Origin of the sequence: Streptomyces sp. NPDC000594, assembly GCF_040299965.1 — a bacterium.
GTDB lineage: Bacteria > Actinomycetota > Actinomycetes > Streptomycetales > Streptomycetaceae > Streptomyces.
Genome location: NZ_JBEPCY010000006.1, coordinates 232,917 through 247,417 on the forward strand (window position 1 = coordinate 232,917; position 14,501 = coordinate 247,417).

Here is a 14,501-nt window from a genome sequence, read left to right on the forward strand (position 1 = left end):
CGGTGCGGTCAGGGGCCTCCCGAGGGGGCCAGCAGGGCCTCCGGGATCTCCAGGTGCCGGGAGCGCAGCCACTCCCCCAGCGCCTTGCCCTGCGGGTCGAACCGACAGCGGGCCGCGACACCCTCGCCGAGGATGCCGACCACGGTGAAGTTGAGGGCGCGCAGCCGGGGCAGCGCGTGGCGGACCACGGTCAGCCGGGCGGTCTCCGGCAGCAGCTCCCGGAGGCGGTCGACGGTCAGCTCCCGGTGGAGCCAGTGCCAGGCGGGGTCGGAGCGGACCCAGACGCCGATATTGGCGTCCCCGCCCTTGTCGCCGCTGCGGGCCCCGGCGACCAGGCCGAGCGGGGCGCGCCGGACGGGCCCGTACGCGCCCGGCGGGGCGGCCCCGGGGCCCGGTTCCGGGGTGTGTGGGCAGACGGGCGTGGTGTGCTCCGGGTGCGGGATCACCGTGCGGGTGCCGTCGGGGAGGACGGCGGTGTGGGTGATCCGTGCGGCGTCGACGGTCTCGGCGGTGAAGACCCCGTAGGGGGAGGGGTCCCCCGGGGGCGCGGTGAGATGGAAGCCGGGGTAGCCGGCGAGGGCGAGTTCGACGGCGGCCCGGCCGATCGCCCGGCCCGCGCGGTCGGGTTCCGGGTCCCGGACGACCAGCCGCAGATACGCGCTGGCGCGCTCCTCGGTGGGGGCGTCCGGCTGGTCGGTGCGGGCGAGTTCCCACCGGGCCTCGGCGGGCGGTACGGCTTCCAGGGCCGCGCCCATCTGGGCCCGGACCAGGGCGGCCTTGGCCTCGATGTCGAGGCCGGTGAGCACGAAGACGACCTCGTTGCGCCAGCCGCCGATCCGGGTGCACCCGACCTTGAGGGTGGGCGGCGGCGGCTCGCCCCGGACGCCGGAGATCCTGACCCGGTCGGGTCCCTCCTGGGTCAGCCGTACGGTGTCCAGGCGGGCGGTGACATCGGGGCCGGGGTAGCGGGCGCCCCCGGTCTCGTACAGCAGCTGCGCCGTGACGCCGTCGATGTCCACGAACCCGCCGGTGCCGGGGTGCTTGGTGATGACGCTGGAGCCGTCGGCGTGGATCTCGGCGAGCGGGAAGCCGGGGCGGACGAGGGTACGGGGGTCGTGCTCGGCGAAGAAGGCGTGGTTGCCGCCGGTGGCCTGGGTGCCGCACTCCAGGACATGGCCCGCGACCACGGCCCCGGCGAGGGCGTCCAGCTCGTCCGGGCCCCAGCCGAAGTGGGCGGCGGCGGGCCCGGTGACCAGGGCGGCGTCCGTGACCCGGCCGGTGACGACGATGTCCGCGCCCGCGCGCAGACAGGCGGCGATGCCGGCGCCGCCGAGGTAGACGTTGGCGGTGAGCGCCCCGGGCGGTCGGAGGCCCTCGGGGAGCGCGTCCCCCTCCACATGCGCGACCCGCACCGGGACCCCGAGCCGGGCGGCCATCGCACGGATCACGTCCGCGAGGCCCGCCGGGTTGAGACCGCCCGCGTTGGTGACGATCCGGACACCCCGGTCCCGGGCGAGCCCCAGGCACTCCTCCAGCTGGCGGGGGAAGGTCCGGGCATAGCCCAGCGAGGGGTCCTTGCGGTGTTCCCGGCCGAGGATCAGAAGGGTCAGCTCGGCGAGGTAGTCGCCCGTGAGGACGTCGAGCGGTCCGTCGCCGAGCATCTCGCGGAGCGCGTCGAAGCGGTCGCCGTAGAAGCCCGAGGCGTTCCCGATCCGCAAGGGCGGATCGCCTGGTGCGGCGGGCTTGAGGTCGGGCACGGGTCGCTCCCCTGACGGGCCTGCGGTGCGTTGGCGCCGACAATGCCAGCGCCCTGGACCCCCGACAAGGCTGCCTCCCGCGCCTACGACCCCTCCCGCCCCGGGTGCCTCAAAATCTAGCCTCTCCGGCATTTGAGGAGCGGGGTTCGGGGCTGGCCCCGACGTCTGCCCGAGGCTGCTCGGGGCTCGGGTCCGTCCTCAATCGCCGGACGGGCTGAAAATTGGCACCCTGGCCCCCGACAGGTGCCTCAATCCCAGCCCCATGGGGGTCCCCCCGGACGGAGTCTGGGGGAGTTTGAGGAGCAGGGGTTCGGGGGCTGGCCCCCGACGTCCGCCCGAGGCAGTCAAAGTTCAGCCCCTCCGGCGATTGAGGAGCGGGGTTCGGGGCTGGCCCCGACGTCCGGCCGAGGTCACTCGTGCCTGAGGTCCGTCCTCAAACGCCGGACGGGCTGGTTTTGTGCGGGCAGCCCGTACCCAGGGGATTGGACGCGAGGTGACTCGCAAGCGCGGGGGCGGGGGCCTCCGGGCTCACCTCCTCGGGGCCGGCGAACCGGGGCCCACGTTCAGTGCAAGGGGGTCGTACGCCGGTCCCCTGCGGGGGCGACCCTGCACCCCCCGACCTCGTGCCACGAGGCCAAGCGCGCCCGGGGTGCGGGCGGACCACGACGGGGGACGGAACAAGGCCGCCTGAGCGTGCGACAGCTCGAACACCCATACGCCACAAGGCCCCTGACACAGACACCGCAAGCGCACCGGACCCATCTGGGTCGCTTCTAAACTGACGAGCCGCTCCGGCACGAGAGGGAGAACACCAATGCGCCCACAGAGGTTCCAGGAATTCGTCATCGACCTGGCCAAGAACGATCCCACCACGGTTCAGGTGATGACCCTGGCCGACGACGGCGACACCAAGGTCCCCTGCGGGGTTGCCATCACCACCGCCGGGGGCGTATCACGGTGGGGAATTGTCGGCCAGCTGCCGGACGGCGCCAAGCACGAAGGCTTCACGGACACTCCGGTGCACGGGGAACCCATGAACCCCGGCGACGGTCCGCAGCCCAAGGATGCTCCCGAGGCGTGGATGGCGGCCCTGCTCGGGCAGTCACGGTCTCCGGAGATCGAGCGCGTCGAACGGTGGTCCGTACGTCCGGATGTACGTCCGGGCTACGCGGGCGTGACGGTTCTGTTCCACAACGCGGCAAAGATCTTTATGCGCGTTCTCTGACTCTCCCGGACGCACCGAACCGGGGAGTGCACCACCAGACACCATTCACCCAGCACGGGAGATTCTGGTATGCACTGTTTATCCACTCGTCCTGGTGCCCGGTTCGATCCGGCCCTCTGCCCCGGTTGCTGTCCGGCCTGTGGTGCGATCGTCGGTTCCGGCAGCGGTGAACCGACCACCATTCATCAAGGGCCGGATGGTTCCACCTGCTCGGGGTCGGGCCAGCCCGCCACATGAGCAAGAGGCCCCGGGCGCAGGTGCGCCCGGGGCTCCTCGGGTGGTGCGCCACACGCGCCTGCGACCCCTTGTGCCCCGGGGGCCTCAGCATTCAGCCCCATGGGCCCCGGACGGAGTCCGGAGGAGTTTGAGAAGCAGGGGTTCGAGGGCTGGCCCCCGACGTCTGCCCGAGCCGACTCGGGCCTCGGGTCCGGCGGGGCCGACGAACCGGGGCCAAAGGTTCCGGACGCCCCCGAGGCATGGATGGCCGCCCTGCTCGGCCGGTCCCGCTCCCCGGAGATCGAGCGCGTCGAACGGTGGCCCGTACACCCGGACGTACGTCACATTCACGCGCGGCCACGCCAAGGACACTCACCCGGCGGGCTCACGGTCGTAGAGCCTCTTCGCCCACAGATAGCCGCCCAGCGCGATCACGACGCACCACCCGACCGCCAGGCCCCCACTGTCGCCGATCGGGGTACCCATCAACAGCCCCCGCAGGGTCTCGATGAACGGCGTGAACGGCTGGTAGTCGGCGAACCACCGCAGCCCCGACGGCATCGAGTCGGTGGGAACGAACCCGCTCCCCATCATCGGCAGGATCATCAGCGGCGTCAGCATATTGCTCGCGCCGGCGACGCTCTTGGCGACCATCGCCAGGGCGACCGCCAGCCAGGTGAGCGCGAGGATGATCATGACGAGCACGCCGACCACGCCGAGCCATTCGGCGAAGCCCGCGGTCGGCCCGAAGCCCGACAGCAGCGCGACCCCGATGACGGCGGTGATGCTCAGCAGCGTCTGGATCAGGCTGCCCAGGACATGCCCGGTGAGCACCGAGACCCGGGCGATGGCCATGGTGCGGAACCGGGCGACGATGCCCTCGTTCATGTCGATGGCGACCGAGATCGCCGTGCCCTGGGCCGCGGTCGCCACGGTCATCAGGATGACGCCGGGGACCACGTAGTCCACATAGGCGTCGCGCCCGCCCGACGCCCCGCCGGGGCCGGTGCCCAGGCCGGCCCCGAGGATGCCGCCGAGGACGTGGACGAAGAGCAGCAGGAGGACCACCGGAACCCCGGTGGCCGTCAGGATGAGCGTCGGGTAGCGCAGCATGTGCCGCAACTGGCGCCGCAGCATGGTCGCCGAGTCGGCAAAGGCGTGGGAAGCGGCGCGGGAAGAGGCGTGGGAAGAGACGCGGGAAGCGGTACGGGGGACAGCGCTCATCGGACGGGCTCCCGCTCCGTGACCGGGTTGCCCGTCAGGGCGAAGAAGACATCATCGAGGTCGGGGGTGTGGAGCCGGAGTTCGTCCACGGTGAGCGAGGCCCGGTCGAGCCGGTCCAGCAGGGCGCGCAGCGACCGGACATCGCCCCGGCCGGGGATCTGGAGGGTGTACGCCTCGTCGTCGCGGGACACCACGTCGGCCAGCGTCCGGGCCGCGTGCTCGTAACCGCGCGGGTCGGCGAACCGCAGGGTGACATGGCCGCCACCGACCTGCCGCTTGAGCTGCTCCGGCGAGCCCTCCGCCACCAGCTTCCCCCGGTGCAGCACCGCGATCCGGTCGGCGAGCCGGTCCGCCTCCTCCAGGTACTGGGTGGTGAGGAAGATCGTGACGCCCTCGTCGTCCACCAGTGCGCGGATGATCTCCCACATGGTCCGCCTGCTGCGCGGGTCCAGCCCGGTGGTGGGCTCGTCGAGGAAGATCACCCGAGGTCGGCCGACCAGCGTCATCGCGAGGTCCAGCCGGCGGCGCATCCCGCCGGAGTACGTCGCCGCAGGCTTCCGGGCCGCGTCCACCAGGTCGAACCGCGCCAGCAGCTCCGCCGCGGACCGCCGCCGCTCCCTGCGGGGCAGGTGGTTCAGGCAGGCCATCAACAGCAGGTTCTCCTCGCCGGTGAGGAAAGGGTCCACCGCGGAGAACTGGCCGGTGACGCCGATCGCGGCACGCACCGCGTCCGGGTCCCGGACCACATCGTGGCCGACGACCCGCAGCTCCCCCGCGTCGGCACGGATCAGCGTCGACAGGATCTGCACCACGGTGGTCTTGCCCGCACCGTTCGGGCCGAGCAGCGCGAAGACGGACCCGGCGGGGATGTCGAGGTCGATGCCGTCGAGCACCACATGGTCCCCGTACGCCTTGCGCAGCGCGGTCGCCGCGACTGCGGCTCGACCGGGATCGGTAGTCATGGGTGTCGCTCCCGTTGGTGAGGTCCCGCGCCGCACAAGCACTTTCACAACGCCGCGAAAATTACGTTGCATACACCGGACCGTCAATCACATCGACGTGAAGCAACAGCCATAGCCGCAGGTCAACTTGGTTAAATCGTTGCGTGACCCATGCCGACTAATGCAACAGCGTTGCGTTGCATTAAGCTGCCCGCGACGCCGACAGCGGAGGACAAGCCCGATGCCTGGTGACCGACTCACCCTCCAGGACCGACAGCGGATCGCCGCAGGCCTGCGCGAGGAACTGACCTACGCCGCCATCGGCCGCCGCATCGGGCGGCCGACCTCCACCGTCACCCGCGAGGTGATGCGCAACGGCGGACCGCGCGGCTATCACGCCGAGGCCGCCCACCGGGCCGGCACCCGACCCAGGCACCGACCCGGGCACCGGCGCGGGACCACCGGGACGGCACCATCGGCGGGAAGGACCGGCCCCGGCGGGCGCGATCCACGGCTGGTGGACGAGGTGGACGCGCAGAGCATGGAGCTGATGGTTCAGGCCGGGCTCCCGCCGATGATGGCCAGGGTGCTCGCCGCGCTGTTCACCACCGACAGCGGCAGCCTCACCGCCGCCCAGCTGGTGCGACGCCTGCGCGTCAGCCCCGCCTCCGTCTCCAAGGCCGTCGGCTACCTGGACGGCCAGGCACTCATCCGACGCGAACGCGACCCCCACAGCCGTGCCGAACGGTATGTCATCGACGACGACGTGGTGTTCCAGTCCATCGTGGCCGGCGCGCGCAACCAGACCCGGATCGCCGAGGCCTGCGGGATCGCGGCGCGGAAACTCGGCACCACCACCCCCGCCGGTGCCCGGCTGGAGAACACCAGCCGGTTCCTCCTCCATGTCCTCGACGACCTGGTCCGCTCGGCCCGCCACTGGCACACGGTCTACCCCACCCACCCTCGGGAGCCGTCCGGGACCGACGACTGACCGGATCGCGCTCACCACGTACGCGAAAGGCCCCGGACGCGGCTGCGCCCGGGGCCCCTCGGGTGGTGCGTTACGCGGTCAGCTCACGGACGAACGCGGTCCAGGCACCCGCACGGAAGACGAGCACGGGCCCCTCGGGCACCTTGCTGTCCCGTACGGGGACGGCGCCGGAGAGGTCGTCGCTCACCTCCAGGCAGTCGCCGCCGCTCCCGCCGCTGTGGCTGGACTTGCGCCAGGTCAGATCACTGATCATGCGAGAACTCCCTCACGCGGTCAGATCGGTGAGGAAAGCGTTCCACGCGGAGGTACGGAAGACGAGGGCCGGACCGGCCACGACCTTGCTGTCGCGGACGGGGACGAGGCCGGGGAAGTCGGCACTGACCTCCACGCAGCTCCCGCCACTCGCGCCGCTGTAGCTGGACTTCTCCCACCGCGCCTGGTGAAGCTCCTGCTCACTTATCACGCTCGAACTCCTTTGCCACTTGCTCCAGCAGGGCCAGCGACGCCGTCATGGACAGAGCGTCGCCCAACGCCAGATCGTAGGCGGCATTGCAGTCGTCCACGGTGGCCGGGTTGTCGATGATCCGGCCGGTCTTCAGGCCCTCAACGTAGGCCACCGGAGGTGCGTCCTCGAACTGCTTGAGCACGATCATGCTCTCCAACAGCGCATGTGCACCGACGCTGAAGGGCAGCACATGGAGCCGGATGCGTCCGCGCCGGGCGAGGGCGATGATATGCCGTAACTGCTCGGCCATCACCGCTGATCCGCCGACCGGCCGCCGGATCGCGGACTCGTCCAGCAGCGCCCAGACCTCGGCCCCGGGGTTCTTGAGGACTGCCGCCCGTTCCATCCGGTTGGCGACACTGCGCTCTATCTCCTCGGGCTCGTAGTTAGCGGCGCCTGCGACGAAGACCGCCCGAGCGTAGGCGGGCGTCTGGAGGATCCCCGGGATCAGCGACGCGCTGTAGAGGCGCAGCACCTGCGCCAACGCTTCCAGCTCCGCCGCCGCAGCGAAATGGTCCGGATACCGCCCCTCGTCCATTGACTTCCTCCACCGGTGGAAGAATCCGTCCGTCCCGAGGATCTGGTCGAGCCGCTTCGCGTCATCCGGCCGGGGCCGCCGCCGCCCCGCCTCGAAGTGGGCGATCATCTGCGGCGAGATCACACACTGCTCACCCAGCTGCGCCTGGGTCATGCCCGCCTTGTTCCTGCGTCGTGCCAGCTCATCGCCGTAGAACTCCTGAGGCGACCGGTAGCGGCTGTCGTCTTTGTCAGCCATGAAGATCAACACCCTTCTCTCCACTGGAGCTTGGAGGGGTCCTGTGTCTTCCGCAGGCTAGCGCTCAGGGGTGACGATGTAGGCACCTTCCGCAACATCACCCCCCGAAAGAGGTGAAGTTTCGTGTTTCCCCCGAAAAACCCCGTGCACGGGACCGAGCCGTCACAGCCGCACCCGTACCCGTATCCGCAGCCGATGCGGCACGAGGCCGAGGCTGCCTGGACGGTCACCCGCACGCTGGGCGGACGGGTCGATCTGGTCGACTTCCACGACGGCGACACCGCGCAGGTCTACGTACCCCTGACCGTCTCCGACGGCAGCATGGGCCGCCCCACCGGCCTCTACCTCGCCCCCTACGAAGCCGGGGTCCTCGCATCCGAGCTGATCGCCGCACTCCGGGCCGCGAACGAGAGCCGCCGGCCCCAGCCCTTCCGCCGCAACCAGGCCCACCGGGCGGGAGACGGCGGATGAACCACCGCCGCGCCCTGCTCCTGCTCATATACCTCGGCTCGGTCGCCCTCCTCCTGACCGGCGTCCTCCACCCCAGGCTCCCCGGCCCACCCCACTAGACCCCCGGCCCGTACCCCCGGGGCCGAGTCCTCCCCCACCCCCGCGAGGACCGGCCACCGGCCACCCGGACCGGGCACCGCCCCGGGGTGCCGCAATCCCTGCCCGGCACCCCGGGGCACCCCCACACGTCGCGACCGCACGGAGTCGGTGCCGCGCGGAACGCGACACAACCCCCGGAGGAGAGCGGGTTCTTCACAGGTGTCCCGCACTCCTCCGGGGACCCGTCACCCGGCGCACGGGCGCGCTGATGCTACGTGAACCCCATGGACTTGGAGCCGTTGTCCATAATGGAGTTGATAACGAACGCGTCAGCGGTGAAGAACTGGCGTGCGCCCCCGAAGTAGGGCTCCGAGAACAGCTCGACATAGCAGTTGCTCGCGGTCTTCAGAGAACTGATCCGGTTGTTCCAGTCGGTGAGGTCCTCCAACTGGGAGTTCCACTTACCGTCGTTCTTGCACGCCGCCCATCCCCAGACGGTCAGGGTCGGGCCACCGTAGTTCTGGCCATCGAAGAAGATGCCCAGCACAAAGTCCATGTCGGCATTGGTGGTGGCGCGCGAGGTGGGTTTGCCGGCGGGCGCGTTCAGCCCGTCCAGGAAGTTCCGCTCCTTGGCAGCCTGCCCCTGCGAGGCGTCGGTGACACGGCCACCGGTCGCTGCGACGATGCTCTCGCGCATGCGGACCCAAGGCCTTGGTCTCAGGGGCCGCGACGGCCTGCGACGGCCTGGGACGGCGTCATGAGGACGCCCGCGCACGCGGCGGCCACGAGCCCGGCCATGCCTGTTGTCACTCTCATGCAGTTCCTGTCTCCATGCGGCGGGGAGGCGGGCCGTCCGAAGTCGGCCCGACAGTCCACTCGTTGATCTCGACAGCGAAGGAGAGGGCCTTCCGGCAGCGAAGGTTGCCTGCACCCAGCACGTATCTCGCCTGCTGGGATCCTGGCACTGTCACATCGGGCCACCGGGCCGCCTGGGCACCCGGGCCGCTCTCCGCCATCGGGCCGTCGAAGCGGAACTCACCGATACGGAAAGAGCCCGCCGGCTGGCTGGCGGACCCTCATGCGCGATCGAGGCCCGGGGTGCGGGCCTCGTCGGGTGCGGCGTTGGCCGGTGGCGACGGCGGTGTGTTCGTCCAGAAGGTATCGGGAGCCCACCATTGGCTCGTCTCCGATTAATAGGAGACGAGCCAATGGTGGGGCTGCATACGATCCTGATCTGCGAGGGACGCGGCGCCCCGCTCAAGAAAGCTTGCTCATGGGCTGTGCAAAGGAGCTGCGATGAACCGGATGCGCAATCCCTACTCCGTGAAGATCCCCGAAGCCACGCAGGGACTTGTCCCGTAGTTTCCCCAACACAGCTGCATCTGGTACATGCCGTTCGTTACGATCGGCACCTCGATGATGTCACATCCACCGTCACCGCCATCACTCACGAATGCTATGGGATGCATTCCGTCGATGGTTCTCAGCTGGGTGAGAACGCCATAGACGCCCTTCCCGTCCGCATTGGTGTCACAGACGCGAATCCTGTCCGGATCCGAGTCGAGATGGGTCATGGTGCCCCTCCCGCTCAGGGTAATCGTCAGGTCGGCCGCGTGGGCGAATCCCGCTGCACCGAAAACCAGTGCCAGCGAAGCACCAAAGGCAACAACGGTGCGCGGTATCCAACGCCGAACCATGATGTTCTCCTCTCATCGACCAAACATTGGACGTTCAAAGCCAAACGGAATGCATACCGCGACGGCAGCGTCCCTGACCAGCGAATTGACACTCCCTCTAGCCATCACGCCGCTAGATGTCAAGAGGGCAGTTGCTCAACGGGACCGGATGGCTCGAAACGGCCTTCAGCGGGCACCATGCAATACTCATCTAAGTTTTATGTCAACGAAGTTGGCGACCCCCGAGCTGGACATCGGGAGATGACGGGAAGACCCCAGCGCTTGTCCTGGGCGACTTCCCCGGAGGCGACTTCCTCCAGCCACTCCCGGTACCGCACGCATTCGCGGTGCTGAGCCATCAGCCGCTCCAGCCGCCCGGCGTCGGAAACGGGCGAGCGCCGCTCGGTCAGGATGCTCCGGCTGGACCTGGTGATCACGTGGTGATCACCAGGTTCAACGTATCGAGGGCGGCCGTGGCATCGGCATCGCTGAGTCACGTGCGGATCGCCTTCGGGCTGTAGCCCTTGTCGCCCAGGACGTGATTCGGGTCGGACGCGGGCCCGTCCCGGCCCGGAACTTCCACGCGATCCCGTTCAGGACCCTGCGGTCATCCAGCCGCTTCCGCCTCCGCGACGATGCGGGCGGCAACGGCCGAACGAAATCCTTTCCGCGTCGGACCGTTCATGGCGATGTATCACGACACCATGAACCACCAATAGTGATCATTTGAAGACACTGCCCGGCGCCGCCCTGGTCTCCCGGGGTCAGCAGCAGACCGCCGAGGGCGGTACGGCGGTGGAGGACCGCTTTGCCGGTACGGGTCGTGGTGATCAGACCGGCGCCGCGCAGGGCCGCCGTGTGCGCGGAGACCGTCGCCGCGCTGACCCGGAGACGCCGGGCGAGCCCGGTCGTGGTGTGCGGCTCGTCCAGGAGACGGAGCAGTTCGGCGCGGGTCGGGCCGATCACCCTGGCCAGGCGCTCGGGCCCGGTCGAGCCGTCGGGCTGCGGCGGGAGGCCGGGGCCGGCCGGATAGGTGAGCGCGACCGGGCGGCCCGGGAGGTCGGAGAGGAGCGGGCCGCCGGACCGGTGGAAGGTCGGCACGAGCAGCAGCCCGCGCCCACCGGGACGGACCTCCCGGGGCGGGCCCGGCAGCTCCCAGACCCCACCGTCCAGCCGGGCCCCGGGCAGCAGCCCGGCCAGCACCGCGCCGATACCGTCCTCGGCGACCCGTACCGCCCGGTGCGTGAACTCGGCGCGGTGGAGATCCCGCACCTGGTCCCAGACCGGGGCGAGCAGCGTCTCGAACGCCAGGCGCTGCGCCTGCCGGACCAGCCGCCAGGACGCGGCGTCGCCCCGGCGCAGACCGTGGATCCATGGGGGTACGGGGAGCCGCGCGGGCGCGTAGACGCGCTCCAGTTCCGTGGTGACCACCTCGGGCGGGGTCGAGCGGACCTGTTCCAGCGCCTCGGGGAGGGAGTCCGCGAAGACATCCAGGAAGCCGGGCGCCCGCCCGGCCGGGACGAGGTCCGCGAGGGGGCCGACGCCTGGGGGCAGAGCGCGCAGGACGCGGTGGCGCCAGTGGTCGTGGAGGAGGCCACCGCCGGGACCGCACATCGTCGTGAGGGCGACGTTGAGTTCCTGGAGGGGCGCGGGGCGGGGCGCGAAGGTGATCCGGGCGAGGTCGTCGGGGGTGAGATGGATCCGCAGCACCATGCCCCCGTGTGTCCCCGGCCCCTGTGTGTCCCGGCCCTCGGCCGTCGGCCCGTCGGCTTCCGGACCGCCATCCTTCAGCCCTCGGGCTCAAGGATCCCGCACGTCCGGCCGGGCGGAACAGCATGGCCCGTATGACCCATGAACTCCCGATCGGCCGCCGCGCCGTCATCCGTTCCGCGCTGCTGGGCTCGTCCGCCGCGCTGCTCCTCTTCGGCACGGAGGGGCGGGCGTACGCGGGCTCCCGGTCCGCGACCTCGGTTCCGGCCCCGGGCGGTGCCGTGCTCACCCTGCCCGCGCCGACCGGCCGGCATCCCGTGGGGCGCCGCTCGGTGCACCTCGTCGACGGGTCCCGGCCCGACCCATGGGAGCCCGGGATCCCCGAGCGGGAGCTGATGCTGACGGTCTTCTACCCCGCGCGGGATACCGGCGCCGGCGCCCCGGCTCCCCAACTTCCGCCGCTGGCCGCGCGCGTCTTCGCGGAGATCGCCCCGCTGACCCCGTTGCGGCTGCCGCGTACCGGGGTGGACTGGGGTGCCACCCTCTCCCACTCCTTCCCGGACGCGCCGGTCCTGCCGGGCCGCCGCCCGCTGCTGGTGCACAGCCCCGGCGGCGGCGACCCGCGCGGGCTGGGGACCTCCCTGGCGGAGGAGTTGGCGAGCCATGGGGCGGTCGTCGTCTCGGTGGACCACCCCGGGGACGCCGTCGCGGTGGAGTTCCCGGGGAGTACGCCGTACCGGGACGGCCCCGTCCGGACGACGGTCCTGCGCGGCGACCCCCGGGACCAACCGCCGGTCGCCCGCGCGCTGATCGACGCCCGCGTCGCCGACCTGCACTTCGTCCTCGACCGGCTCCGGCACGCACCCGATGCGCTGCTGCCGTGCGGGCTCGCCGGGGTGGTGGACCCTCGCCGTGTCGGGGTGTACGGGCACTCCGCCGGGGGGAGCGCCGTCACCGAGGTGCTGCACGGGGACCGGGCCATCCGCGCCGGAATCAACCTGGAGGGCCACCTGGACCACCCACCCCTCGCACCGGGCGACCCGGCGGAGCCCTTCCCCGTGGTGACGGAGGGCCTGGACCGGCCGCTGCTCCTGCTGGGGACGGACGGGTTCGCCCGGCGGGAGGAGCTGGACCGCTCCTGGTCGGCGCTGGTGAGCCGGTCGGGCCGCTGGGTCCGGCGCGGGCGGCTCGCGGACGCCGACCACTGGGTCCTCACCGACTGTGCGGCGATGGTGCCGCAGCTTGAGGCGGCGGGCCTGATGTCGGCGGCGGAACGGAACCGGCTGATCGGGACGGTGTCCCCGACGGTCTCCGTCCCGGGGGTCCGGGGCACGGTCCGCCGGTTCTTCGCGCGGCACTTGGCGATGCGCTGACCCTTTCGCTCCGTCGCGGGCTGCCCGCGCCCCGGGGTCCCTGGCCTCGTGGCACGAGGGCGGGGGGTGCAGGGTCGCCCCCGCAGGGGACCGGCGGACGGCCCCTTGGGCTTGACCTTCTCCTCGGTCTGCCGGCCCCGAGGAGGTGAGCCCGGAGGCCACCGCCCCCGCACTTGCGAGTCACCTCGCCGCCGCCCCTTGCGGCAAGGGCTGCCCGCACAAACTCAGCCCGTCCGGCACTTGAGGACGGACCCCAGCCCCGGGCCACCTCGGGGCGAACGGTCGCGCAAATTCAGCCGGTCCGGCGTTTGAGGACGGACCTCAGGCACGAGTGACCTCGGGCGGACGTCGGGGCCAGCCCCGAACCCCGCTCCTCAAACGCCGGAGGGGCTGAGATTGGGGGACCCCGCCAGGGGATGGGTTCGGCTCGGGTGCCGAAACGCATTGGTACCGTCCCCGCATGGCCGAAACAGAACGCAGAGCGGGCTCGTTGGACCACACCGTCACCGCGACGGACGTCGAGTACGCCGTCCGCCTGGCGGTCACCGCCCTGCGCGCGGGTGAGGCGCTGGACTGGAGCGTCAAGGCCGGGTCCCTGGAGTGGGACTGCTGGGAGACGGCCGAGCATCTCGCCGACGATCTGTTCGCGTACGCGGTCCAACTGAGCCCCGACCGGCCGCCCTTGGAGACCCATGTCCCGTTCGCCTTCGCCCGGCAGCGACCGGAAGGGCCGGCCAACGCGGTCGCCGCCGACCGCTCCGCCGGTGTGGCGGGGCTGCTCCAGGTCATCGAGTCGGCCGGGTCCCTGCTGGCGGCGACCGTGCGTACCAAACCGTCCACGGTCCGGGCCCATCATGTCTTCGGCAACGCCGACCCCGAGGGCTTCGCGGCCATGGGGGTACTGGAGACCCTGGTCCACACCCATGACATAGCCGAGGGGCTTGGCCTGCCCTGGAATCCGGACCCCGCGCTGTGCGACCGCGTACTGCGTCGCCTGCTCCCGGACGCCCCGGCGGACACCGACCGCTGGACCACGCTGCTGTGGTGCACCGGCCGTGCGGAACTCCCGGGGCGCGCCCGTCTCACCGAGTGGCGCTGGTACGGGGAGCCCCGCGCCACCGTGCGGCAGAGGCTCGCCCGCTCGGGCCACTATCTGAAGCTCAGCGGCGAGATCGCGGCGGCGGGGGCGATCGGCACGCTGGCGGTTTCCCTCGTGACGACCGGCGACCATCTGTACGCGGCGCTTGTGACGCTGGGGGCTGGCACGTTTGTGCGGGACGCCGTTCGCCGGGTGCGTGCCCGGGCCGCGCTCTGAATGGCCGTCCCGTCGCGGACCGCCCCCGCCCCCGCACTCGCGAGACACCTCGCCGCCGCCCCTTGCGGCAAGGGCCACACGCACCAATCCAGCCCGATGGGGGTCCCCCCGGACGAAGTCTGGGGGAGATTGAGGACGGACCCGAGCCACGAGCCAGCTCGGGCACACGTCGGGGGCCAGCCCCGAACCCCGCTCCTCAATCGCCGGAGGGGCTGAACTTTGACTGCCTCGGGCCCTGGTCGGG

Annotated in this window: 14 protein-coding genes; 5 read left to right on the forward strand and 9 right to left on the reverse strand. The window is 71.2% G+C overall.

The genetic code is table 11. The annotated features are described in order from the left end of the window. Positions 1-8: 8 nt before the first annotated feature. Positions 9-1,661 carry an acyclic terpene utilization AtuA family protein gene (locus tag ABT354_RS12255; protein ID WP_502983400.1) on the reverse strand — a complete coding sequence of 551 codons (1,653 nt, stop codon included), beginning with the start codon at positions 1,659-1,661 and terminating at the stop codon, positions 9-11. Positions 1,662-2,571: 910 nt separating this feature from the next. Between ABT354_RS12255 and ABT354_RS12260 the strand changes: the two genes are divergently transcribed. After that, on the forward strand, positions 2,572-2,982 hold the full coding sequence (locus ABT354_RS12260; protein WP_351492386.1) for a hypothetical protein: 411 nt from the start codon (positions 2,572-2,574) through the stop codon (positions 2,980-2,982). Positions 2,983-3,570: 588 nt separating this feature from the next. On the opposite strand, the gene ABT354_RS12265 is transcribed toward ABT354_RS12260, so the two are convergent. Together ABT354_RS12265 and ABT354_RS12270 are read right to left on the reverse strand one after the other, a co-directional pair. Then, the gene (locus ABT354_RS12265) at positions 3,571-4,422 is read right to left on the reverse strand and encodes an ABC transporter permease (RefSeq protein WP_351492388.1); all 852 of its coding nucleotides are present in this window, start codon (positions 4,420-4,422) and stop codon (positions 3,571-3,573) included. Continuing rightward, positions 4,419-5,384, reverse strand: coding sequence for an ATP-binding cassette domain-containing protein (locus ABT354_RS12270; RefSeq protein WP_351492390.1), 966 nt, complete (start codon positions 5,382-5,384; stop codon positions 4,419-4,421). Before ABT354_RS12270 ends, ABT354_RS12265 begins: the two co-directional genes overlap by 4 nt. Before the next feature lie 220 nt (positions 5,385-5,604). Between ABT354_RS12270 and ABT354_RS12275 the strand changes: the two genes are divergently transcribed. Further along, on the forward strand, positions 5,605-6,354 hold the full coding sequence (locus tag ABT354_RS12275; protein WP_351492392.1) for a GbsR/MarR family transcriptional regulator: 750 nt from the start codon (positions 5,605-5,607) through the stop codon (positions 6,352-6,354). Between the two features lie 70 nt (positions 6,355-6,424). On the opposite strand, the gene ABT354_RS12280 is transcribed toward ABT354_RS12275, so the two are convergent. Genes ABT354_RS12280 through ABT354_RS12290 form a run of 3 tightly spaced genes read right to left on the reverse strand, consistent with a single transcriptional unit; the run spans position 6,425 to position 7,634 of the window. Beyond that, positions 6,425-6,607: a DUF397 domain-containing protein gene (locus ABT354_RS12280; protein ID WP_351492394.1), complete on the reverse strand. Its 183-nt coding sequence runs from the start codon at positions 6,605-6,607 to the stop codon at positions 6,425-6,427. A 12-nt stretch (positions 6,608-6,619) separates the two neighbouring features. Beyond that, the gene (locus ABT354_RS12285) at positions 6,620-6,817 is read right to left on the reverse strand and encodes a DUF397 domain-containing protein (protein WP_351492396.1); all 198 of its coding nucleotides are present in this window, start codon (positions 6,815-6,817) and stop codon (positions 6,620-6,622) included. Next, positions 6,807-7,634, reverse strand: a complete 828-nt coding sequence (locus ABT354_RS12290; protein ID WP_351492630.1) for a helix-turn-helix domain-containing protein — start codon at positions 7,632-7,634, stop codon at positions 6,807-6,809. Before ABT354_RS12290 ends, ABT354_RS12285 begins: the two co-directional genes overlap by 11 nt. A 195-nt stretch (positions 7,635-7,829) precedes the next feature. Between ABT354_RS12290 and ABT354_RS12295 the strand changes: the two genes are divergently transcribed. Next, positions 7,830-8,105, forward strand: coding sequence for a hypothetical protein (locus tag ABT354_RS12295; protein WP_351492398.1), 276 nt, complete (start codon positions 7,830-7,832; stop codon positions 8,103-8,105). Between the two features lie 349 nt (positions 8,106-8,454). Here the strand turns inward: ABT354_RS12295 and ABT354_RS12300 are convergent, their stop codons facing one another. The 3 genes from ABT354_RS12300 to ABT354_RS12310 form a co-directional block, all read right to left on the reverse strand. After that, entirely contained in the window at positions 8,455-8,880 is a 426-nt protein-coding gene (locus ABT354_RS12300; protein WP_351492400.1) for a hypothetical protein, read from the reverse strand. A gap of 619 nt (positions 8,881-9,499) precedes the next feature. Then, positions 9,500-9,757: a hypothetical protein gene (locus ABT354_RS12305; protein ID WP_351492402.1), complete on the reverse strand. Its 258-nt coding sequence runs from the start codon at positions 9,755-9,757 to the stop codon at positions 9,500-9,502. A gap of 783 nt (positions 9,758-10,540) precedes the next feature. After that, a complete protein-coding gene (locus ABT354_RS12310) occupies positions 10,541-11,572 on the reverse strand; it encodes an ArsR/SmtB family transcription factor (RefSeq protein ID WP_351492404.1) in 1,032 nt (343 codons plus the stop codon). A gap of 131 nt (positions 11,573-11,703) precedes the next feature. Here ABT354_RS12310 and ABT354_RS12315 point away from each other — a divergent pair, with 131 nt between their 5' ends. Together ABT354_RS12315 and ABT354_RS12320 are read left to right on the forward strand one after the other, a co-directional pair. After that, a complete protein-coding gene (locus ABT354_RS12315) occupies positions 11,704-12,942 on the forward strand; it encodes an alpha/beta hydrolase (RefSeq protein ID WP_351492406.1) in 1,239 nt (412 codons plus the stop codon). Between the two features lie 460 nt (positions 12,943-13,402). Further along, positions 13,403-14,257: a hypothetical protein gene (locus tag ABT354_RS12320; RefSeq protein WP_351492408.1), complete on the forward strand. Its 855-nt coding sequence runs from the start codon at positions 13,403-13,405 to the stop codon at positions 14,255-14,257. Positions 14,258-14,501: the final 244 nt, after the last annotated feature.